The 21865-nt window shown below is 33.0% G+C and carries 21 protein-coding genes; 4 read left to right on the top strand and 17 right to left on the bottom strand.

Translation table 11 applies throughout. The annotated features are described in order from the left end of the window. Nucleotides 1-30: 30 nt before the first annotated feature. The 3 genes from JC605_RS00225 to JC605_RS00215 form a co-directional block, all read right to left on the bottom strand. A complete protein-coding gene (locus tag JC605_RS00225) occupies nucleotides 31-546 on the bottom strand; it encodes a DUF2199 domain-containing protein (protein ID WP_198854330.1) in 516 nt (171 codons plus the stop codon). 2 nt (nucleotides 547-548) lie between these two features. Continuing rightward, nucleotides 549-1796 carry a TMEM143 family protein gene (locus JC605_RS00220; RefSeq protein ID WP_198854329.1) on the bottom strand — a complete coding sequence of 416 codons (1248 nt, stop codon included), beginning with the start codon at nucleotides 1794-1796 and terminating at the stop codon, nucleotides 549-551. Between the two features lie 714 nt (nucleotides 1797-2510). Then, nucleotides 2511-2975: a hypothetical protein gene (locus tag JC605_RS00215; protein ID WP_198854328.1), complete on the bottom strand. Its 465-nt coding sequence runs from the start codon at nucleotides 2973-2975 to the stop codon at nucleotides 2511-2513. A 329-nt stretch (nucleotides 2976-3304) separates the two neighbouring features. On the opposite strand from JC605_RS00215, the gene JC605_RS00210 reads away from it, so the two are divergent. Further along, nucleotides 3305-3706 (top strand): helix-turn-helix domain-containing protein, encoded by a 402-nt coding sequence (locus tag JC605_RS00210; protein ID WP_008467125.1) that lies wholly within the window; start codon nucleotides 3305-3307, stop codon nucleotides 3704-3706. 88 nt (nucleotides 3707-3794) lie between these two features. On the opposite strand, the gene JC605_RS00205 is transcribed toward JC605_RS00210, so the two are convergent. The 5 genes from JC605_RS00205 to JC605_RS00185 form a co-directional block, all read right to left on the bottom strand. Next, nucleotides 3795-4373, bottom strand: a complete 579-nt coding sequence (locus tag JC605_RS00205) for a toll/interleukin-1 receptor domain-containing protein (protein WP_198854327.1) — start codon at nucleotides 4371-4373, stop codon at nucleotides 3795-3797. A gap of 2 nt (nucleotides 4374-4375) precedes the next feature. After that, nucleotides 4376-5068 carry a TIR domain-containing protein gene (locus JC605_RS00200; RefSeq protein ID WP_198854326.1) on the bottom strand — a complete coding sequence of 231 codons (693 nt, stop codon included), beginning with the start codon at nucleotides 5066-5068 and terminating at the stop codon, nucleotides 4376-4378. Beyond that, nucleotides 5068-6507, bottom strand: coding sequence for an SIR2 family protein (locus tag JC605_RS00195; RefSeq protein ID WP_198854325.1), 1440 nt, complete (start codon nucleotides 6505-6507; stop codon nucleotides 5068-5070). Before JC605_RS00195 ends, JC605_RS00200 begins: the two co-directional genes overlap by 1 nt. 239 nt (nucleotides 6508-6746) lie before the next feature. Then, nucleotides 6747-7460 carry a LytTR family DNA-binding domain-containing protein gene (locus JC605_RS00190; protein ID WP_198854324.1) on the bottom strand — a complete coding sequence of 238 codons (714 nt, stop codon included), beginning with the start codon at nucleotides 7458-7460 and terminating at the stop codon, nucleotides 6747-6749. Beyond that, nucleotides 7436-8554 (bottom strand): sensor histidine kinase, encoded by a 1119-nt coding sequence (locus JC605_RS00185; protein WP_233073995.1) that lies wholly within the window; start codon nucleotides 8552-8554, stop codon nucleotides 7436-7438. Before JC605_RS00185 ends, JC605_RS00190 begins: the two co-directional genes overlap by 25 nt. Before the next feature lie 52 nt (nucleotides 8555-8606). Between JC605_RS00185 and JC605_RS00180 the strand changes: the two genes are divergently transcribed. From JC605_RS00180 to JC605_RS00170, 3 genes are all read left to right on the top strand, one after another. Continuing rightward, a complete protein-coding gene (locus JC605_RS00180) occupies nucleotides 8607-9596 on the top strand; it encodes a DUF6268 family outer membrane beta-barrel protein (protein WP_198854323.1) in 990 nt (329 codons plus the stop codon). A 1-nt stretch (nucleotide 9597) separates the two neighbouring features. Beyond that, nucleotides 9598-9843 carry a hypothetical protein gene (locus JC605_RS00175; protein WP_233073993.1) on the top strand — a complete coding sequence of 82 codons (246 nt, stop codon included), beginning with the start codon at nucleotides 9598-9600 and terminating at the stop codon, nucleotides 9841-9843. 241 nt (nucleotides 9844-10084) lie between these two features. Next, nucleotides 10085-11614, top strand: a complete 1530-nt coding sequence (locus JC605_RS00170; protein WP_198854322.1) for a SulP family inorganic anion transporter — start codon at nucleotides 10085-10087, stop codon at nucleotides 11612-11614. Nucleotides 11615-11866: 252 nt separating this feature from the next. Here JC605_RS00170 and JC605_RS00165 read toward each other — a convergent pair whose 3' ends face one another. From JC605_RS00165 to miaB, 9 genes are all read right to left on the bottom strand, one after another. Continuing rightward, entirely contained in the window at nucleotides 11867-13066 is a 1200-nt protein-coding gene (locus tag JC605_RS00165; RefSeq protein WP_198854321.1) for an ectonucleotide pyrophosphatase/phosphodiesterase, read from the bottom strand. Nucleotides 13067-13447: 381 nt separating this feature from the next. Further along, entirely contained in the window at nucleotides 13448-15079 is a 1632-nt protein-coding gene (groL, locus tag JC605_RS00160) for a chaperonin GroEL (protein ID WP_095928620.1), read from the bottom strand. 76 nt (nucleotides 15080-15155) lie between these two features. Continuing rightward, a complete protein-coding gene (groES, locus tag JC605_RS00155; protein ID WP_008467105.1) occupies nucleotides 15156-15431 on the bottom strand; it encodes a co-chaperone GroES in 276 nt (91 codons plus the stop codon). Between the two features lie 144 nt (nucleotides 15432-15575). Then, entirely contained in the window at nucleotides 15576-15917 is a 342-nt protein-coding gene (secG, locus tag JC605_RS00150; RefSeq protein WP_198854320.1) for a preprotein translocase subunit SecG, read from the bottom strand. A 3-nt stretch (nucleotides 15918-15920) separates the two neighbouring features. Then, entirely contained in the window at nucleotides 15921-17660 is a 1740-nt protein-coding gene (locus JC605_RS00145) for a tetratricopeptide repeat protein (RefSeq protein ID WP_198854319.1), read from the bottom strand. A 106-nt stretch (nucleotides 17661-17766) separates the two neighbouring features. Beyond that, nucleotides 17767-18270, bottom strand: a complete 504-nt coding sequence (locus tag JC605_RS00140; RefSeq protein WP_198854318.1) for an LptE family protein — start codon at nucleotides 18268-18270, stop codon at nucleotides 17767-17769. Nucleotides 18271-18351: 81 nt separating this feature from the next. After that, a complete protein-coding gene (locus JC605_RS00135) occupies nucleotides 18352-19611 on the bottom strand; it encodes a sigma-54-dependent Fis family transcriptional regulator (RefSeq protein ID WP_198854317.1) in 1260 nt (419 codons plus the stop codon). A gap of 58 nt (nucleotides 19612-19669) precedes the next feature. Next, entirely contained in the window at nucleotides 19670-20041 is a 372-nt protein-coding gene (locus tag JC605_RS00130; protein WP_198854316.1) for a GxxExxY protein, read from the bottom strand. A gap of 76 nt (nucleotides 20042-20117) precedes the next feature. After that, a complete protein-coding gene (gene miaB, locus JC605_RS00125; protein ID WP_198854315.1) occupies nucleotides 20118-21563 on the bottom strand; it encodes a tRNA (N6-isopentenyl adenosine(37)-C2)-methylthiotransferase MiaB in 1446 nt (481 codons plus the stop codon). Between the last annotated feature and the right edge of the window lie 302 nt (nucleotides 21564-21865).

Here is a 21865-nt window from a genome sequence, read left to right as displayed (position 1 = left end):
GTTAGATGCGTAAATCTAATGAAATTTCTTTTAGGTTTTACCGTGCTGTATTTTCATTATTTGATCGACAATAGAAATGGCTTTTTCTAATGTAATTCCGTTTTCCTGATCTAAAGTTAAAGGATGATTTTCTTCGATCATTTTTATTTCGGGAATTAAACCTAAATCTTGTTCGATTGCAATTGTTTTAAGCGAAATAGTTTTGCCATAAGTTGGCACATCTGTCTGCATCCAGCCAAAATAAGGCTCTTGATTTACTCGGTTTGGATCTTCCCATAAATCCATTCTCAAACAAAAATTATCTTCGCTTATCGTAGTCCATACATTAAAAACCAAATCTTCATGATAATCTACAATAGGAATAGTTAACCTGCCACGATGAAAAAAATGTTCTTCGTCGATATAACACCAGCTTCCTCCGTATTCAATTCTTTGTTCTCTTTCTTCGGGCGGAATGGCAAAATAATAGGCAGGAAATTCATTTCCGAAACACAAAGGCATTTCATCAAAAACTTCTCCGCAGCAAGAACATTTGTAAGTATACATTTTTAATTTTTTAAAGAATCGACATTCTGATTGTACTGAAAAACATTGTCCCATAATTCGTCAATAGCAACAAGTGCTTCATTGAGCGGAATCACGTTCCATTTTTCATTAGTTTCTATTCCTAAACCAATGCTTTTTAATTTTAATAAAGCATCGTTTACATCAAAATCTAAGTCGGTATTTAGTTGGGTTTTAAACCAAGATTCTATTTGATTGTCTAGTTCTTCTGCTGTTAAAGATTTTTCGCTTTCGTGCAAAAAAGTATAGGCAAGAATCGTTTCTTTTAAAGCTTCTTCTTCAGAAGAATTCAGTAAAGAATAAAATGCTCCGCTGTTGTTTCCGACATTTTTAAAATACAAACTGTCTGAAAGCGTTTTAGAATAACGGATTTTTTTATTGATGAAATTGTTGTATTGACGAAAACAATATGCTCCTAAAATTCCTAGTGCAATTAAACCTTGATTTAAAGAAGTTTTACTGTTTAATAAATCTATTGTTTCGCCCGTTTGATAGGCTTCGTACATATTAATTAAAGCAGGAATCACTTTAGCACTTAATAGAGAAAGTCCACCAAAAACACCCGGAACCCAAAGCAATAATTTATCCTTTAGAGACATTTTCGGAATGGCATTTGGAAAAACCGTTTCGAGATCGTTTTTAGGAACACGCTTAAAGATTTTTAAAGCAATAGAACCTGGATCAATAGGCATTTTGCCCAATTTGACTTTCTTTTCTTTAAGATAATCTGCATCGCTATAATTCAGATAAATGAGAACACGATCATAATATTCAATCTCAACTTCTTTGGTCCAGAAAAAGTATTTTTTGATCTTTTCTTTAGCTTTATGATGTCCGCGTGCGTAAAGTTCGAAATCTTTAAAAGCATTAAAATCGATAGAAAGATTCAGCCCGATCAAATCAGATTCGTCAAAAGCTTCGTTTAATGCTTTCTGATCGATTCTATAGTAATTGCCGCGTTCTAAAACTTTGAGAAGTGTTTCTTTAAAAACAGGAAAATTGCTTTTATTGATAAACTGTTCACGTTCTTTTTCGCTTAAATCTGGATCGTAGAGCGCGTAATGCTGTTTTAGATTTCTATTTAGGTTAAAAGATTCGTAATGATAATAATGTTCGATAATTTCGAACAATTTCTTAAAATCGCTAACCTTATCTGGATTTTCAGCAAAAGCTAAAATTTGCTGTTCCAGTAAAAATTCTTTATTAAACGGAATATAATGTTCTCTAGTCATTTGGACTTTAATTTCTTGGCATTTACAGAACGCAAAAATACAGCCTGAAATTTGATTTTAGGCTTTATGTGTGATGTTTTTTTTAACGCAAAGAGCGCTAAGAATTTTTAATTAAAGACTTAATGAAACCGCAAAGTTCGCAAAGCTTTATGGCAACATAGTTTTCACGCAGATTTTGCAGATTAAGCAGATAAAACAAAATCTCTTAAATCTGCTAAATCTGCGAGAGAAAAACTTTGCGAACTTTGCGTTTTAAAAAAGATTCTAATTACTATCTAATATTCAAATATAACCCGCGGTTTCAACCGCGGGATGCTCAGAGATGAATTGAGATATGCTTTGTGTCCCCGTGGTTGAAACCACGGGCTATGTTGAAATAAAATTCGCAAAGCTTTGTGTAGATAAAGCTTTGCGTCTTCAAAAACTTCTCAAAAAAACTTAGCGAACTTTGCGTAATTCTTTGCGTTCTTTGCGGTAAAATAGGTAGTTAGAGAAACAAAAAAAAAGTGAAATTTCCAATCGGTACCAGCGATTTGAAATCCCACTTTCTGTTCCAAAAAAAAAGTGACAAAAAATTAAGAAGCTCTCTAGAAGCTTTTTTTAGAAACTAAAAATTATTCAATGCAATATTACCACTAAATAAAATTGTGGCTATAGGTGTTTTTACCTGTTTTTGTAAACAGTTTAAGATTTTGAGTAGTTGTGCCGGAAATGTTATTGTAATACCGTTTTTTTGAGTTCGATTACGCCTTGAATGTATTTTATTAATTCTTCTTTGGTTACAGCAAAAGGCGCTTTTTCTGCTTCAAATTTCAAATATAAATTGGCAATACTTTCGGCATCTAGATTTTCAGTAAGGTAGTGGTGTTCTGAATATTTTATAAGATGATCTACAAAAAGTTCGCGTCTCTTTCCTTTTTCGATTGTTTCAGGATCGCCTTCTCTAATTTTTTCGATTACAGATTCTGGCAAATCGATCGTTAGATACATACAATCTACAGAAACTTTTGAAAGCATTTCTTTGGGGACTCTTCCCGTTGCATCGCAATAAGCGCATGGTGCAGGAACCCATTTTAATTGTCGGTTTAAACGGCGGATATCATCCCAATCAACAAATCTTTTTCCAAGGCATCTTGGACATTTTATAGTAGATCTTTTAAAAAGATTAAAAATGGACATTGGTTTTTAAATAGCTTAGGGGTTGGTTTGTCGCGAATTTAAAGAATTAAGTAGGAAAAGTTACTGGAATCGCTATTTTTTTTAAGAAAAAAATTAACAAAATCGCAAACCTGAATACGTGAGCACTTGTCTAATAATTCGGAAATGTATTTTTAAGATTCAGAAACCGCTTATTATTATTGAGATTCGCGATTATGATATTGTATTAGATTTAGTACAAAGTAAATTTTTAATCTATTTTTAGATTGTACGAAAAGTTATACTTTTGTTTGCAGAGAAAGGTTTTAATGAAATAAAAAACTTTAAAGAATTTTAAATATCTTTGAATTATGAGCACAGCAACAAAACCAAAACATATAGGCAGAAACATTAGCCGAATTAGAGAGTTTCGAGGTATGAAACAAGAAGCGCTAGCTATTGCCCTTGGCATGAGCCAGCAATATGTTTCTACTCTTGAAGGAAGCGAAACCATTGACGACGAAAGACTCAATAAAATTGCCGAAGCTTTAGGCGTTTCTGTAGAAACTATTAAGAATTTTAGTGATGAAGGAGTATTCAATTACTTTAATACTTTTAACGAACCTAATTTTGCAAATAGTAATGGTGCATTTGGTCAAAATAATACTTGTTCATTTAATCCTCTAGATAAAGTTGTAGAACTTTATGAGCGTTTGGTTCAGGCGGAGAAGGAGAAAGTGGAGTATTTGGAGAAGTTGTTGAAAGAGAAATAATTTTATAGGATATTGTAAAAATAGAAAAGAGACTTTTGGAAAAGAAAGTCTCTTTTTTGTTTGTATTTATGAGCATTTGTATTGCGAATTATCTATTTCTTAACCATTCAGATATAGGAATTACCTTGTTGTTCCCATTTATTTCAGGATAAACAACGTAAGTTCCTGACGATCGATATATCCCTTTAAATGTTTGTGCATAATCTATTTGATAAATGTAAGGGTATATTTGTAAATATTCGTTGCCAGAAAAACTAATGTGATCTTTTTCAATAGGTAAAATGGCTATATGTTCAATATACTTTTCAGCATCACCTAAACCCAATTCCCAATTACACCATTTTGAATTAATTGCCTCTTCAGTTGCTAATAGTATAAATTTATGATTTTCTTTAATTTTTTGCTTTATTCTTACTGCAGTTTGTCCAGAAGTTTTTTTAGGCATTCCTTCGTCTAACCAATCTACATATACATCTACGCCGAAATTCTTTAATAAAGAAATAGCACCTTCTAATTTTTCTCCTTCGTCATGTTTGTGAGATAAAAATATTTTTGTTTTGTAAGTAGTACTTTCATTTTTGTAAGACTTTAAACTTTCACTTAAGTTTTGAAAAGTCTTTATAGATCGCCTTTGGTTTCTAAGTTGTGATTCTGAAATAAAACTCATGTCTATCTTAAATTTTTGGTTATATTATAGTTTTCTTTTTTGTCTCTAATTTCTATTGCCTTATCTAGATAGTATTTTATATTGCCAACAAAATCTTCCCATTTTATCGATTGGATATAGCTACTGTCGCCATGATAAATTGTGCTTCCATCACTACATTTGGTTGTAATTGGATTGTTTTCGTTTAAGATATTGTCACTCAATATTTTAAATAGGAAATCGCTATTTAATGAACGACAATTGCAAGTAGAATTGTTAGTAATGTAATATTCATAACTACCCCATTCATCTGGTAATACAACAGCTAACATTCCATTGCAACAACTTGTTCTGCCATTTCGTGTTATTTCTTTGAGAGAATAGGAAATTTCCCAAGGCATCCACTGATTTTTTTCTGTTTCAAAAATATTTTTCATTCCCTTAGAAACAAGGACAATAGTAACTGTACTATCATAAATTTTATCTCTAAGCTTTGAAGCAATATGTTCATCTGAAAAGTTTGCTAAGCTTTCGCCATCATCTTCTCCTTTATAAATATTATCCCCTAATTCTAATTTTAGGGATAATTTATCAACATAATGACGAGCTTTGGTCTGAACCTTCATTTTTCTGCCAAAAAAATCTTCTTCATAAATATTTAAGTCTTTTACACTGGTATCAGCATATTTATACGAAACAAAAATTTTTCTTCCCATTATTTTATTATTTTTTTGATGATTGAAACTATCTTAATTGCAGCATTTTCTAAGTTGTCTTTTTCAATTTTAATTTTTTTTATATCATTAAATATCTCTTCAGATAAATGATATTTATCAAATTGATTAGATATTTCTTCAAAAATTTCTTTAGCGATATAGCCAGTATAGTGAATGGGAATAGGTATTAAACCTTTCGACATGGCTATTTCAAATTCTTTTTTAACGCCATCTGCATTTAGAATGTCATTATCAATTTGTTTATTTCCAAAGATTATAAGTATAATACCTGCTTGGGAAATCATATTGTACCGATATTCTTCCCGAAGCTGGTCTAATGTCTTTCCACCTGATTGGAATTGCGGAAAAGGTTTTAATAACAATTGATTTTCTGTATATTTTTTTGGATTTGAATAAATAGCATCGAGTGCACCATTTATTATTGCACTGCCTACGCCAAGTCCAAAACCATTCACAACTCTTAAATTTGCTTTAATAATTTCTTTTGAAAGTAGATGTATGAAATTTTGCGCTTCAAGGGGAGTAAAATCTCCATATTCTTGAGCGCTTCCTGAAATAAAGATGGAATGTGAATTATATCTTTTTTCAATTTCTTGTAGTATTGAAGTTAATTCATTATAGTTTTCAATAAAAATTGTTTGTACTTTATAGCGAGCAAGTTCTTTGATAAACAAATCTTGTTTTATTTTTTCATATTGAAATTTAACTTCATTATTGTTCCAATCGCTCAAAGATGTTCTCTTCATTATACAATAATGATCTTTGCTTCTATCACTATATCGATGCGTTAATCTACCAAAAACGTAATTTATATTTGGATCCGTAAAGCTAAATCCTATAAATAAAAATGATTTAGTAATTAATTCAGAATTTAGAATTGATACGAATGGCTCATGAGTATAATAATATTTTTCGTAATCTTCTTTTAATAAAATTGCTTTAGAGGGTTTATCTTTATCACCATGCATTTTATATAATGTACAGGCCCTATTATCTTTATTAATAAATAAATCGTCTACTTCACTTTTTATATCAACTCTTTTTAGTATTTTATCATGAGCATCTTCAATTAAATCGTCATAATTTGTTGTCCAAATTGTATTGAAAGGCAATCTAGCAATTATACGATGGTTTTCTGTCTCAATATCAGCATCGATAAATTCATTTACGATTTTTTCATCAATTCGATTCCTGTTATTATTTTTATTTTTGTGAAACTGCGCAATAGAAATTAAATCAGGTTCTTCATCAATTTCTAGCCCTAGTTCTGTTGCTAAATCTCTTAACAGACCTTTCCAGTCAACAAAGCCTGCGGATTTAGACATACCCGCTCCAACAAATATAGTTGCTGTGCCTTGACGTAGTTTGCTAACATAATCATTTATAAACCCATTTATTTCGGGAGTGTTAAAATTCATAGTATCTTACTTTTTGGTTTTTAACTAATTATTTATGAGAAAACAAATTTTATTTTTTTTTTAGTTCTAATGTTACGGAAAACCGTAACTTAAAAATTTTATTTCCAAACAATTATACCAATAAATAAAAACTCACCACCAAGTAGTTTTACTCATTTTACAGACTATCAAAAAACAAAAAAGCCCAACCTAAAAAAGTTGAGCTTTTCAAAAATTATCTAATTATCCAAATTGACAAATTATCTAATCGGAAGATTATTTAGCAGAATCTGATATTTCCTTCCCACAGGAATAGTATCGCCATTAGACATTGTAAGATTTTTGGCAGTTACAGCAGTAATTTTAGTGGTATTTACAATATAAGATCTGTGCACTTGAAGGAAATGAGCACAATCAATTTCGGCACTTATACTTGCAAGCGAACCGTAAATGACAATTGGAGATTTTAATTTGCAATTGTACAATTTCATGTAATTGCCGAGACTTTCGATGTATAAAATATCAGAAAGAGGCGTTTCAATTATTTGCCCGTTAGAGCGGTAAGAAAGGACTTTTTCGTCGTCGCTGTTTTCTTTTTTTAGGTTATTTCCAGAATGATATGTTTTGGCTTTTTCTATTGCTTTTGAGAATTTATCAAACGAAATAGGTTTTAGTAAATAATCAATCGCATCGTTTTGGTAAGCCGAAAGGGCAAAATCTGAATAAGCCGTTGTTACAATCGTAATCGGACGATTGGGTTGCAGTTCCATTAATTCTACACCCGAAATTACAGGCATATTAATGTCTAGAAAAATAATATCGTACTGGTTTTCGTTGAGCAATTTTATGGCTTCCATACCATTAAAAGCGCTTCCAGAATGTTCCAGTTCGTCAAATTTAGAAATGTGCGAAATCAAGGCTTTGTGCGCCGGCGATTCGTCATCAATTATTAGACAGCGGTAGGTAAGTGCCATATGGTTAGTTTTACGGTAAACATATTTTTCTCTTTTTTACAGCTCAAATTGTGTTTTAGGCCGTAAACTTCCAAACGTCTTTTTAGATTCTCAATTCCGATTCCGGTGCTCGAAAGTCGCGAACCCGAATCGAGATAATTGTTTTTCAATGTAAAAATCACGCCTTGGCATCGCACTTTCAAATCCAGATTAATAAACGGTTCTGGAGTTTCGGCAGAAAACTTTACTGCGTTTTCAACCAAAGGCAGAAAGAACAAAGGCGGAATCTCGATTTGATCGTGCACACCTTCAATGTTTTGTTTTACAGCGAGCCTTTCGTTTCTAAAGGTATAATATTCGATATATTTTTTTATGAAAGCGATTTCTTCTTCCATTAAAACAAAATCTTTTTTAGAAGCTTCAATTTGATAGCGCAGCATGTCTGAAAGATTCAAGATTCGATCAGGAACTTTGTCGGGTTCTGCAAGGGCTTCTCCGTAAAGATTATTCATTGCATTCAATAAAAAATGCGGATTCAATTGCTGTTTTAAAAACGAAAGTTCAGACTTAAAATTCATGATGTCTTTATCGGCCTGACTCATTTTTTTGGTAATGACAATATGAAGAAAATAAAAGAAAGAACCGTTTATAATAAGCGATAAAATTTGGAGTGTCTTAAAATTTCCTAATCCGACAAGTGGGAAAAACCAGTTCATAAAAAAGTAAAAACCAGTCCAATAAACGGCAAGAAGCGTAAAGAAGATTTTAAACTTTTTATGAAACAGAAAAGGTTTGATAATGCAAATATTGAAAATCGTAATCCAAACAATACACGGAAAATAACCTACAGCTATTTTGCTCAGAATATACGACCAGCTGTGTCCGTCTAGTTTTATTTCGTCGTAAACGCAGGCCAGAATGACTAAGTAGACAAGTGCATTTACGAGAAGATTTCGCAGAAAAAAGTTTTGATAGATTTTTGTAATTGTCATAACGGCAAAAATACTATAATCGTATAGTTTATAATCATTTGAAAGCAATAATTTATACCAACGCCATTCGTATAAATCATACGCCACTGGTATAAAATTGCTATAAAAAGAGAGACATGTCAATTACTTTTGGATTCAAATTTTATCTATACCCCGAAATAATTTATTCTAATTTATGAAATCTAAAATCATGTCTTTTGTGTTTGTTTTTTCCACTTTACAAGTAATAGCTCAAGAAAAGGAGCCAGGCGTAAAAACCTTTGCAAAAGCCGTGGTTGATAAATTTCCAAACACACGAACTTTTGATGTTCAATATGAAGCTTTAGGACCATCAAATTACGATTCAAGATTGTTTGGAAATAAATATGAAAAAGGAAGAATTGAAGATCACAATCGTTTCAAAGCGGCTTTCAATCTTCCGTTTTACGCTTCAAAATCTAAGAAACTGGTTTTAACGACTTCGCTTCGCTATAAATATGAAAATTTTGGTTTTGGAGATATTTATAATTATCAAACCAATGAAACGTATACAAAAGAATATCAGGAATTTCATTTTTGGGCAGGAGCATTGACAGCAACTTACATGTCGACACTTTTTAAGAAACCAGTCATTTACAACGCAACAGCAACGATTGACGGAGACGAAAAAAAATTACAAAGGTTGAAAGGTTTTGCATCGGCAGTTTTAGTGCTAAAAAGAACACCTTCAACCACCATTACCGCTGGGGCTCTAGTATTGCTCGATCCATCATCGATTGTACCTGTTACGCCGCTTTTTTCTATAAACCATAAACTCAAACAATCGAAATGGGATATGGACTTTATTTTGCCTCAGCGTATATTATTTAGAAGAGAATTGTTAGAAAACGGAAGAATTTCGTTGGGAACCGAGTTAAACACAGAAAGTTTTTACTTGAATTTAGATAACCAAAATTTGAGAGGCGTTTACGAGCTGAATCAGTTAGAATTAAAATCTGGAATTACTTATGAATACAGTTTTACTCCTAAACTGATTGCATTTGTAAAAGGAGGCGTAAACAATGTTGTAAGTGCGAGACTAACAGAAAAAGGAGAGCGAACCAACCGTTATGTTTACGATCAGAAAGAAGATGCGCAAGGGTATTTTAGATTTGGAGTTTCATATAACCTTTTTAATCGAAAGTAAAATGTACAAGTTAAAAGAATTAAAAGAAGCAGAGATGATAGTAGAGATTTTTAAAACCAATGTTCAGAAAAAATCTGATGGAGATTACATAATTGCAGTGATGCAAAATCAATTTCCAAATTACAAAATCAATTTTGATTTGGAAGATTGCGATAAGATATTGAGAGTTGAAGGTTTTGATTTGCAGTGTAATAGTGTAATGAATCACGTAAGTGGTTTGGGTTATACTTGTGTGCGATTGGAATAATTTTGCATTTTAAATCAGGTGTAAATACGCTACCGTATTTGCTTTTTTTGTAAGTATTTTGCGTAATATTTTAATTCCAAAAATAATACTGAAATGATAAGTTTTATACTTTCTCTTTTTCTTTTTCTTCTCACACAGTTATTCTAATTTAGCTGTTTATTCCTTATTAGGGCTTTCTGTTGCTTTTTATTGAGTAAAAGGTTTGTTCTTTTTTTGCGTATTATTTTTTTAATTTTGCGCCATGAAAAAAACATTCCAACTCTTCGATTTTAGCCAGAAAGTCAATTACAAAAACGAAATTTTAGCTGGTTTAACTGTAGCAATGACGATGATTCCAGAATCGCTGTCGTTTGCTATTTTAGCAGGATTTCCGCCTTTAGTTGGGTTGTACGCCGCTTTTATTGCAGGTTTAGTTACGGCAATTTTTGGAGGAAGACCAGGAATGATTTCTGGCGGAGCAGGAGCTACCGTGATTGTTTTAATCGCCTTGATGAAATCGCACGGAATAGAATATGTTTTTGCGGCCGTAGCTCTCGGCGGTGTTGTCCAGATTTGTATCGGACTTTTTAAACTCGGAAAATTTATTAGATTGGTTCCGCAGCCCGTAATGTTTGGTTTTGTAAACGGTTTGGCAGTTGTGATTTTTATGTCGCAATTGGAGCAGTTTAAAACGGTCGTTAACGGTCAGGTTTCTTGGCTTCAGGGAACTCCTTTATATATTATGCTTGGTTTGGTCGCTTTAACCATTGCGATTGTTTTAATTTTTCCGAAGATTACAAAAGCGGTTCCAGCATCTTTAGTAGCTATTATGGTTGTTTTTGCAATCGTAATTATTTTTAATATTGAAACCAAAACAGTTGAAGATATCGCTTCGGTTCAAGGCGGATTTCCTCCATTTCATATTCCGAATATTCCGTTTTCTTTTGAAACTTTAAAAGTAATTTTTCCTTATTCTGTAATTGTCGCTGCTGTTGGTTTAACAGAAGGTTTATTGACGCTGAATTTAGTTGATGAAATTACTGGAACAAGAGGAAATAGCAATAGAGAATGTATTGCACAAGGAAGCTCAAACATTTTAAATGGGTTTTTCTACGGAATGGGCGGTTGCCCAATGATAGCGCAAACATTAGTAAATCTTGGAGCTGGTTCTAGAGCCAGGCTTTCTGGAATTATTGGTGCTTTGACTATTTTAATGATTATCCTTTTTGGTGCTCCCGTAATTGGAAAATTGCCAATGGCGGCTCTAGTAGGAGTGATGATGATGGTTGCTATTACCACTTTTGAATGGGCAAGTTTTAGGATTATAAATAAAATGCCAAAACATGATATTTTTGTTGGAATTCTAGTCGCTGTAATTACAATTGTATTGCATAATTTGGCGTTGGCTGTTTTAATTGGAGTGATTATTTCTGCTTTGGTTTTTGCTTGGGAAAGTGCCAAAAGAATTCGCGCTAGACATTATATCGATGAAAATGGAGTAAAACATTACGAAATTTATGGACCATTATTTTTTGGTTCAACCAGTGCTTTTTTAGAGAAGTTTGATATACAAAACGACCCTAATCATATTATAATAGATTTTAAAGAAAGTCGTGTTTCAGACATGTCGGCGATTGAAGCTTTAAACAATTTGACCAAAAAATACAATCAGTTAAATAAAACCGTAGAGTTGCAGCATTTAAGTGCCGATTGCAGACAATTACTGAAAAATGCGGATGCAGTTATAAATGTTAATGTTATTGAAGATCCGACTTATAAGGTGGTGTCTTAATAATTGTTAATTGTGAATTAATTCAAATCGATTTTCTGTAGAGACGCACTGCTTTGTGTCTACGCAAAGTATCTCAAAAAGTTAAACCCGACAGGTTTTTAAAACCTATCGGGTTTGTTATTGTTTGTCTATATTTTTTTGTCAGGCTGAGCGAAGTCGAAGCCCACGTGCCAATTGGAGTGCCCTTCGACTCCGCTCAGGGTGACAATCATCATCAAATTTTCTAATTATCAAATTGACACAATATCTAATTTAGCGCAGCGTATCCTCAACATCACTCAGCTTTCCATCAATTTCTCCAATTTGTAAACCTAAAATATGAGCAATTAAAGGATAAACCGAAACATTCTGAAATGTTTTTACTTTCTTGTTTACTTTAAAAGCAGGACCTTTTGCGTAAAAAATAGCATGCATATCTTTTTCGTTATTGTCATAACCATGCGTTCCGCCATTTATATGCGTGCTTTCTTTGCCAACAAGACTCCATCCTTTGTCGGCTTCAATAACAAAATCGTGTACACGCGGATTCGTTCCGTAATGTAATCTTTTAGGAACTTCGGTTGATTTCCAGAATTTAATGTGAGGCACTTTTTTTAAAGCATTAGCAATCGAATCTTGATAGCCCGGTTTTGCCTGTAAACTCATAATCGGATTAATAACGTCTTTATAACCTAACCATTCTGGCTTTATATAATCTAAAACGGCTACTTTTTTATCATTGCTAATATCAGCCATTCCGTGATCTGAAACGATGATTAAATTGATTTGTTTTCCAATAGGCAATTGATCTAATCTTCTAGATATTTCTCCCATAATTGAATCCATTTTAATCACTGTTTTTTCAGTTTTTGGCGAATGCGGACCAAAATTATGACCCGTATGATCTGGTTCGTCAAAATATAAAGTTACCAAATGCGGACGTTGTTTTTCTGGAAGCTGCAGCCATTTCATAACCGTATCGATTCTAGCTCCGTACGGAACTTTACCATCATAATTTTTGAAATAACTTGGGTTTCTTTTGTCAATATCAGAACCTGGCCAAAAGAAAGAAGCTGTTTTTACACCTTGCTGTTCCGCTAAATTCCAAATAGGATTTCCGCCATAAAAACGAGAATCATTTTTTGCGTTGCTTGATAAGGAAAAAGATTGGTTTAAAGAAGCATCATAAAAAACATTATTTATAATTCCGTGATGATCTGGATAAAGTCCAGTTACGATTGAATAATGGTTTGGGAAGGTTTTACTCGGATAAGAAGGTTTCATTGATTTGGCATGAACGCCTTCTTTCTCAATTTGCTTCAGATTTGGGAGATTATACATTTTGCCATAATCCCATCGAAAGCCATCCATCGAAACTAAAACTACGTAATTGTCTTTGCTATTTTGGGCTTGTAAAAAAGCAGTAAGAAGTAAAAATGTAAAAGATAAAAAGTGAGTTGTGAATTTTCTCATTGTGCAATTTTAAATAGAATTGCAAAGGTAGAGATAACAGATTTTTTAAAGAAAAAGAGAATGTTAAATAAAAAATGATTGCCACGAATTGCACTAATTTCCACGAATGATTTTTCTTTTCAGCCACAGATTACACAGATTAAAAGGATTTTTATTTTATGCAGATCATAGATTATAAAAATTAAATTAATCTGCTTGAATCTGTAGAATCTGCGTGAAAATTTTTTAGTGTATCCAATAAAGAAATCCTTTTAATCTGTGTAATCTGTAGCAACTTTTTACAAGCAAAATCATTCGTGGAAATTAGTGCAATTAGTGGCAAACAAAAAAAAAAGCGCCAGATAAAAATCCAGCGCTTTTAATTTTTAAGAAGAGAATGAATTACATCATTCCTGGCATTCCGCCTCCCATTGGCATTCCGCCTCCGGCATTTTCTTCTTTAATATCAATTAATGCACATTCTGTAGTTAAGATCATTCCAGAAACAGATGCAGCATTTTCAAGAGCTACACGAGTTACTTTTTTAGGATCGATAATTCCAGCAGTAAGCATATCTACATATTCGTCAGTTTTTGCATTGTATCCAAAATCACCTGAACCTTCAGAAACTTTAGCCACAACAACAGAACCTTCAAGACCAGCGTTTTCAACGATCGTTCTTAATGGAGCTTCAACAGCACGAGAAACAATTTGAATTCCAGTTGCTTCATCAGCGTTATCAGCTTTTAAGTCAGCTAAAGCAAGTTTAGCTCTCAATAAAGCTACACCACCTCCAGCAACGATTCCTTCTTCTACAGCTGCACGAGTTGCGTGTAAAGCATCATCAACTCTGTCTTTTTTCTCTTTCATTTCAACTTCAGAAGCAGCACCAACATAAAGAACAGCAACACCTCCAGCTAATTTAGCCAAACGCTCTTGTAATTTTTCTTTATCATAATCAGATGTAGTAGTTTCCATCTGACCTTTAATTTGGTTAACTCTGTTTTTGATGATATCAGCTTCACCAGCACCGCTTACGATAGTTGTATTGTCTTTATCGATAGAAACTCTTTTTGCGTTTCCTAACATTTCGATAGTTGTATTTTCAAGAGTATAACCTCTTTCTTCAGAAATTACAGTTCCACCAGTTAAGATTGCGATATCTTCTAACATTGCTTTTCTTCTGTCTCCAAAACCTGGAGCTTTTACAGCAGCAATTTTAAGAGCACCTCTTAATTTGTTTACTACTAATGTAGAAAGAGCCTCTCCGTCAACATCTTCAGCAATAATCAATAATGGTTTTCCTGATTGAGCAACTGGCTCTAAAACTGGAAGTAATTCTTTTAAAGAAGATACTTTTTTGTCGTATAATAAAATGTAAGGAGAATCTAATTCAACTTCCATTTTCTCTGGGTTTGTTACAAAGTAAGGAGAAAGGTATCCTCTGTCAAACTGCATTCCTTCAACAACGTCAACGAAAGTATCAGTTCCTTTAGCTTCTTCAACAGTGATAACACCTTCTTTTCCAACTTTAGCGAAAGCTGTAGCAATTAATTCACCAATAACTTCGTCATTGTTAGCAGAGATAGAAGCAATTTGTTTAATTTTATCAGAATCACTTCCAACCACTTTAGCTTGTTTTGCAAGGTCAGCAACGATAGTTTCAACCGCTTTGTCGATACCACGTTTCAAATCCATTGGATTTGCACCAGCGGCAACGTTTTTCAAGCCTTCTTTTACGATAGCTTGAGCTAAAACTGTAGCAGTTGTAGTTCCGTCACCCGCTAAATCATTAGTTTTAGAAGCTACTTCTTTTACCATTTGCGCACCCATATTTTCTAGTGCGTCTTTTAATTCGATTTCTTTTGCAACAGAAACACCATCTTTAGTAACAGTTGGTCCACCAAATGATTTTCCGATAATTACGTTACGACCTTTTGGTCCAAGAGTTACTTTTACAGCATTTGCTAATGCATCAACACCACGTTTTAATCCGTCACGTGCTTCAATATCAAATTTTATATCTTTTGCCATTTTAATTTTTGTTTAAAGTTTGATTTGTTTCAAGTTAAATGAAGTTCTTAATTCTTCGTACTTAATACAATATTTTTTAGATAATCGCTAAAATATCATCCTCGCGCATGATTAGGTAATCAGTGCCTTCTAGTTTTAACTCTGTTCCTGCATATTTACCGTAAAGAACAGTATCACCAACTTTTACAGTCATTGTGTGATCTTTAGTTCCGTTTCCTACTGCAACTACAGTTCCTTTTTGAGGTTTCTCTTTGGCAGTATCAGGAATAAAAATACCTGACGCAGTTTTAGTTTCAGCTGCAACAGGCTCAATAAGTACGCGGTCTGAAAGCGGTTTTATGTTTAAAGCCATGATTTTATATTATTATAAGTTATACGATTTTTTTCTGTTCTATAAACTTTCAGAAACTATGCCATGCTAGAAAAACTGACATTATTTCTTAAAAAAAATGCCAGCTTTGACAGGCTGGCATTAGATTTTTATATTGAGCTAAAATTATTTAGTAGCTGGTGCTGCAGGAGCAGGAGTGTTTCCTTGTGCTGGAGCTGCTGGCGTGTTTGCAGGAGCTTCAGTTTTGTCAATGATTTTAGAATCTGTATCGCTTAAAGATCCAGAGAAGCTTAAGCTTGAAAGTAAAATTAGCACAATTAAAACAGTAGCTAAAGTCCAAGTACTTTTATCTAAAAAGTCAGTTGTTTTTTGTACTCCACCTAACATCTGTGTTCCGCTGATGGTAGAAGACAATCCGCCTCCTTTAGGGTTTTGTACCATGACAACTACGATCAATAGAAAACAAACTATTGTAATTAAAACTAAAAAAATTGAAAATGTGCTCATTACTTAATTATTGTTATTGTTATTTTGTTGTAAAATCTTTATATCCGATATGCGGTCTGCAAAGAAAGTAATTTTTTCTGGATATTTCAAAATTAATATTTCATATGCTTGAATTGCTTTTGTATATTTCTTTTGTTCCAGATATACTCTGGCCAGAGTCTCGGTCATTAAATACGAATTATCCTCTATAGTGGTCTCAATTTGAACTGCTGGAGCGCTTGTTCCAGGTTTAATTGGAGATATTTTCGGATTGGTTTCGATAAATTTATCGATAATTTCAGCCTTCTTTTGTCTCTCTTCTTCTTTAGCAGCTTCAATTTTAGCTTGTTCTTCTGGAGAAATTTCGTTTGATCTGTCAATTGGTTCTGTTCGAGATAATTGAAGCCATTCTTGGAACGAATGTTTTTCACTTAAAGAAAAATCCAATGGTTTTCCTATTTCTAAATGTTCTGCAGCTGTTTTGGCAGGTTCATTCGGTTCTTCTTCTTCTTCAATTATTTCTTGAGGCTGTTCCTCATTTTCTTCACGAATCTCTTCTTCTTTATCTTCAGCTTTGACAATTTCTTGAATTATTTCTTTTGGTTCTTCAGGTGCTTTTGTTTCAGCTTCTTTAATAGAAGAAAGAATAGAACGCTCAACAGTATTCATTTTGAATTCTGGAATGATCATCTCTTCGATAACGCTGTCATCGTCTTCTTCTTCAGTCGAATTTGTAGCAGGTTCTTCTACAATGGTTTCTTCTATAATAGGATTAACCTCTGTAAGTTGTTCAGCGTTTGCAGCTTCTGCTTCTTTTATAGAACTTAAAATAGAGTTTTCAATGCGCTCATTTTTAGGTTCTTCTTTAAGTTCTTCGATTTCTATTGGTTCTGGTGCAGAAAGCGTTTCAGAAACTTTTATAGAACTTAAAATAGAGTTTTCAATACGATCAATTTTAGGTTCCTCAGTTTGAATTGGTTCAGGAAGCGAAGCTGCCTCAACTTCTTCTACATCATTTGAAGTGTTAGATTCAACAATTTCGATTTTCTGTTCTACTTCTTCTACAATTGCTGGTTTTTCATAAGTAACCGATTGCGCTTCTTTTATTGCAGCAAAAATAGAAAGATCTATTTCGGGAAGAGGTTTTGGCTCTTCTTGTTTTATTGCAGGTTTTTCAAAAGTTATAGTTTGAGCTTCTCTTATTGCAAGAAAAATAGAAGGATCTATTTCTGGTAATTTTTTAGGCTCTTCTATAATTATTGGTTCATGAGCTTTTATTTCTTCGGCTTGTATAACTTCTTCCGTTTTTGCAGCTTCTTCAACTTTTAGAGGTTGTACAACTGATGGTATTTCAATTGAAGGAGTTGGAACTTCTTTAATTGTATCCGACATAGGTTGCTCTTCAAGATCTGTTTTTACTTCAATTGCCTTTTGAATTTGCTCTGGCGAAATTATTTCACTGTCAAAAACAGTAATTTCAAGAAGATCTCTCAGTTTTTGTTCGTAAAAATCATTTTGAATCGAGGTAAAAGCCTCAGAAGTGATAAAATCAAATAGAACAGAACGATCAGACGTGTATGCAGCCGTAACTTTTAAAGCATAATTATACTTAAAACTGTTTTGATTGTAAAGTCCTTTTAATCGCAATGCACGCGCACTTTGAAAATACGGAAATTCATTCAAAACACTTCCTAATGCGTCTGCCTGCTTTTCTGTAATAGCATCGGGTTTGTTCATTAAGTAGGTATAATCGCTAACGTTCATTATTTGTTTTTTGTTTAATCGGTTAATTGTTTAATCGTTTATTTGTTTTTGGCTGTTTTATCGATTAAACGGTTTTACGATTTAACGATTAAACAAACAGGCAAGACTACCATTTTGCCAATGACTCATTAAAGATGTCTTGAGTGATTCTCTCAAAAATAACTCTGATTGCTTCATTTAAAACAGATCCTGTTGGTAAGTCTCGTCCAGGGAAGTCGTAATAGAATTCAAAAGACTTTTCAAAATCATCTGTTTCTTTTCTTTTATTCATAAATCGCACATTAACACGAATCGATAAACGGTTTTGTGCCGCTTGTTGATCTGCAGTTGCAGTCATTGGAGTTATTCGGTAATCTGTAATTTCACCTTCGTAAACCAAATCTCCACCATTACTAACTAAGTTTAGGTTGGTTTGATTCATGATCAAATCCTGCAAAGTCAAGGTAAAAGTTCTGTCGATTCCTGGTTCAATTAAATCTGCATTATTCTGAAAGAAGTTAACTTGAAAAGTTTTAGCATCGATTTTTCCAGTTCCTGTAAAATTATAAACAGAACAGCCACTCAACATAAAAAGGCTTAAAAGAGCAAAAAGAGAATATATTTTTTTCATAATGTTTATTGGGAAAATTCCAATTGAGTTCAAATATAAGTAATTGGAATTTGGAATTTGTTTTTTGAAATTTAATTATTTTTATAAATCGAATTGCTTGATTTTACGATATAAAGTTCTTTCAGAAATACCTAATTCATCAGCCGCAGCTTTACGTTTTCCTTTGTTTTTTTCTAATGATTTTTTGATCATTTCGATTTCTTTTTGTTCTAGACGTAAAATTTCTTCTTCTTCGATAGTTTCGGCAAATAAGTAATTGTCGTCTTGCATTTGATAATTATCTTCACGAACAGCAGGAGTTGTCATAACAGCAGTTCTTGGTTCTTCTTCAAAATCAATTTCGCTATCGTTTTGCTGATTTCCGTAAATCTTCTGAATCAAATTTGGATTAATATCCTGTACTTTAGAAGTTCCGTTTTTCATTAACTCCAAAGTCAGTTTTTTCAAATCGTTCAAATCGCTTCTCATATCAAAAAGCACTTTGTACAAAATGTCTCTTTCTGTGCTAAAGTCACTTTCTTTTTTACTGTCGCTAATAACAGAAGGAAGGTTGCTTCCTTCGGCTGGCAAATAAGATTGTAAAGTAGCAAGGCTGATATCGCGATTAGTTTCTAAAACAGAAATCTGTTCCGCCACATTTCGAAGCTGACGAATATTTCCGCTCCATCTAAATTTCTGTAAAAGTTGCACTGCATCATCATCCAATTTTAAAGGAGGCATTTTGTATTTATGGGCAAAATCGGCCACAAATTTTCTGAACAACAAATGAATATCGTCCTTTCTTTCTCTTAAAGGAGGTAAAGTAATTTCTACAGTACTTAAACGGTAGTACAAATCTTCACGGAATTTACCTTTTTCAATAGCATTAAATAAATTCACGTTTGTTGCAGCAACGATACGAACATTTGTTTTTTGAACCTGAGACGAACCTACTTTTATAAATTCACCATTTTCCAAAACACGAAGCAATCTTACTTGAGTTGTTAGTGGTAATTCACCAACTTCGTCTAAGAAGATTGTTCCACCATCGGCCACTTCAAAATAACCTTCACGAGTACTTGTCGCACCTGTAAACGCACCTTTTTCGTGACCAAAAAGTTCACTGTCAATTGTTCCTTCTGGAATTGCACCACAGTTTACGGCAATATATTTACCATGCTTTCTGTGTGAAAGCGAATGTATAATTCTAGGAATGTTTTCTTTACCAACACCACTTTCCCCAGTTACCATAACCGAAATATCAGTTGGAGCAACCTGAATGGCTTTTTCAATGGCACGATTTAATTTTGGATCATTACCAATAATCTCAAATCGCTGTTTTATTGCTTGAACTGTTTCCATATTAGATTTTATCTTTTGCCACGAATTTCTCGAATTTCTCGAATTTTTGAAAAAGTGGTCAATGAATAACTCTTTTGTGTTGTAATGTCTTTTTATTAAAATTAACGATAATTCCTAAATCACTATTGGCTAATTTTAAATAATTTATTGTTTGAGCGATATATTCATCAACTATTTCTTTTGATGCTTTTACTTCTAAAATGATTTCGTCATAAACTACAAAATCAGCATAAAATTTATGTGCTAAAACAATTTCTTTATATTGAATATCGTATTCTTTTTCACGTCCATAAGGAATATTATGCTTTCTAAATTCATATTCTAATGCATCTTTGTAAACAATTTCTAGAAGACCACCGCCCAATATTCTATGAACTTCCATGCAAATTCCAACAATTTTATAGTACTCTTCTTTCCTGTATAATTCCATATTTGTTTTTAAAACAAATCTATAGAAATTTTTGAAAGAAAATTCGTGTAAATTAGTGAAATTCGTGGCAAAAAAATTAATTCATGCTACTCAAACCAACAGCTTCACCTTTTAAAGTTCCGCTAGTGCAGCTTGTGATTTTTACGTTTACGAAATCTCCAATTTTGTAATTCTCTTTAGGGAAAACAACCGTTATGCTTTGAGAGTTTCTTCCTGAGAACTCGTCTTTAGATTTCTTAGAAACTTTCTCGACTAAAACTTCAACCGTTTTTCCGACAAATTCTTCGCTTCTAAACCAAGCATGTTTTTGTTGTAAATCGACAATTTCTTGTAATCTTCTAGCTTTGGTTTCTTCCTCCACATCATCTTTCATTTTTCTTCCTGCCAAAGTTCCAGGGCGTTCAGAATACGAATACATATAACCGAAATTATATTTCACATATTCCATCAAACTCATGGTATCTTGATGATCTTCTTCGGTTTCTGTTGGGAAACCAGCAATCATATCTTGCGAAATTGAAGCATCTGGAACAATAGCTCTAATTTTATCAATCAAAGCCATATATTCTTCGCGAGAGTGCAAACGATTCATTTCTTTTAAAATTCTATTACTTCCAGATTGAACTGGCAAGTGAATATGTTTACAGATATTAGGATATTTCGCAATAACATGCAAAATGCTTTCGTGCATATCCTGCGGATTTGAAGTCGAAAAACGAATACGCATTTTAGGAAAACCAACAGCAACCATTTCTAACAATTGATCAAAATCGACCGCAGTTGCTTTTTGCATTTCAGAAGCGTTTACAAAATCTTTTTTCAATCCGCCACCGTACCAAAGATAACTGTCAACGTTTTGTCCTAAAAGTGTAATTTCTTTAAAACCTTTTTCCCAAAGATCTTTAATTTCATTCATAATACTTTGAGGCTCACGACTACGCTCACGTCCGCGTGTAAAAGGCACAACACAGAATGTACACATATTATCGCATCCACGAGTGATTGAAACCAAAGCTGTGATTCCGTTGCTCATTAAACGAACAGGCGAAATATCTCCGTAAGTCTCTTCTTTTGATAAAATTACATTAATGGCGTCACGGCCTTCTTCAACTTCAGCCAATAAATTCGGAAGATCTTTATAAGCATCTGGGCCAACCACAAGATCAACTATTTTTTCTTCTTCCAAAAACTGACTTTTCAAACGCTCCGCCATACAGCCCAAAACGCCTACTTTCATTTTCGGATTCGTACGTTTTACTGCATTATATTTTTCTAAACGCTTGCGAATAGTTTGTTCTGCTTTATCGCGAATAGAACAAGTGTTTACCAAAACCAAATCGGCTTCTTCTAAAACAGAAGTGGTATTATAACCTCCGTCAGACAAAATGGAAGCTACGACTTCACTGTCCGAAAAATTCATCGCACAGCCGTAACTCTCTATAAATAGTTTTTTAGTATTCTCAGGTTTATTTTCCAAAACAAGACTTTCGCCTTGTTTGCTTTCTTCAATAATCTTTTCCATTGTAAAAATTCAAAGTGCAAAGATAGCGTAATTGAATCTAATATGACAAGATGTCAGATAAAGAATTAACAATGTTTTAGAAAATTTAGATTGCAGATTTTAGATTATAGATTATGTGTTGTTTATCAATAGATATGTACTAGTTGTAAGTTTAAATTCAACTGCAAAAAATCTAAAATCTAAAATCTGCAATCTAAAATAAAGGGATTTCTTGGTTAAAAATCACTAAAAGTTATACCTATATATATTATCGAGATTATTACAGATAAATCTGCAATTTTAAGTTTCATAATATCAAAATA

The organism is Flavobacterium sp. IB48, assembly GCF_016405855.1.
Taxonomy (GTDB): domain Bacteria; phylum Bacteroidota; class Bacteroidia; order Flavobacteriales; family Flavobacteriaceae; genus Flavobacterium; species Flavobacterium ginsengisoli.
Note: the sequence above shows the minus strand (reverse complement) of the source record. Positions and strands in the feature narration are given on the sequence as shown.

Excerpts from the sequence above, each read along its gene's own strand:
- JC605_RS00205 (WP_198854327.1), bottom strand. The coding sequence starts at position 4,373 with ATGAGTTTTATTTCAGAATCACAACTTAGAAACCAAAGGCGATCTATA.
- JC605_RS00200 (WP_198854326.1), bottom strand. The coding sequence starts at position 5,068 with ATGGGAAGAAAAATTTTTGTTTCGTATAAATATGCTGATACCAGTGTA.
- groES (WP_008467105.1), bottom strand. The coding sequence starts at position 15,431 with ATGGCTTTAAACATAAAACCGCTTTCAGACCGCGTACTTATTGAGCCT.
- JC605_RS00210 (WP_008467125.1), top strand. The coding sequence starts at position 3,305 with ATGAGCACAGCAACAAAACCAAAACATATAGGCAGAAACATTAGCCGA.
- JC605_RS00135 (WP_198854317.1), bottom strand. The coding sequence starts at position 19,611 with ATGGAAACAGTTCAAGCAATAAAACAGCGATTTGAGATTATTGGTAAT.
- JC605_RS00140 (WP_198854318.1), bottom strand. The coding sequence starts at position 18,270 with ATGAAAAAAATATATTCTCTTTTTGCTCTTTTAAGCCTTTTTATGTTG.
- JC605_RS00195 (WP_198854325.1), bottom strand. The coding sequence starts at position 6,507 with ATGAATTTTAACACTCCCGAAATAAATGGGTTTATAAATGATTATGTT.
- JC605_RS00130 (WP_198854316.1), bottom strand. The coding sequence starts at position 20,041 with ATGGAATTATACAGGAAAGAAGAGTACTATAAAATTGTTGGAATTTGC.
- JC605_RS00225 (WP_198854330.1), bottom strand. The coding sequence starts at position 546 with ATGTATACTTACAAATGTTCTTGCTGCGGAGAAGTTTTTGATGAAATG.
- JC605_RS00180 (WP_198854323.1), top strand. The coding sequence starts at position 8,607 with ATGAAATCTAAAATCATGTCTTTTGTGTTTGTTTTTTCCACTTTACAA.
- JC605_RS00165 (WP_198854321.1), bottom strand. The coding sequence starts at position 13,066 with ATGAGAAAATTCACAACTCACTTTTTATCTTTTACATTTTTACTTCTT.
- JC605_RS00220 (WP_198854329.1), bottom strand. The coding sequence starts at position 1,796 with ATGACTAGAGAACATTATATTCCGTTTAATAAAGAATTTTTACTGGAA.
- JC605_RS00145 (WP_198854319.1), bottom strand. The coding sequence starts at position 17,660 with ATGAACGTTAGCGATTATACCTACTTAATGAACAAACCCGATGCTATT.
- JC605_RS00175 (WP_233073993.1), top strand. The coding sequence starts at position 9,598 with ATGTACAAGTTAAAAGAATTAAAAGAAGCAGAGATGATAGTAGAGATT.
- JC605_RS00170 (WP_198854322.1), top strand. The coding sequence starts at position 10,085 with ATGAAAAAAACATTCCAACTCTTCGATTTTAGCCAGAAAGTCAATTAC.
- JC605_RS00215 (WP_198854328.1), bottom strand. The coding sequence starts at position 2,975 with ATGTCCATTTTTAATCTTTTTAAAAGATCTACTATAAAATGTCCAAGA.
- JC605_RS00190 (WP_198854324.1), bottom strand. The coding sequence starts at position 7,460 with ATGGCACTTACCTACCGCTGTCTAATAATTGATGACGAATCGCCGGCG.
- miaB (WP_198854315.1), bottom strand. The coding sequence starts at position 21,563 with ATGGAAAAGATTATTGAAGAAAGCAAACAAGGCGAAAGTCTTGTTTTG.
- secG (WP_198854320.1), bottom strand. The coding sequence starts at position 15,917 with ATGAGCACATTTTCAATTTTTTTAGTTTTAATTACAATAGTTTGTTTT.
- groL (WP_095928620.1), bottom strand. The coding sequence starts at position 15,079 with ATGGCAAAAGATATAAAATTTGATATTGAAGCACGTGACGGATTAAAA.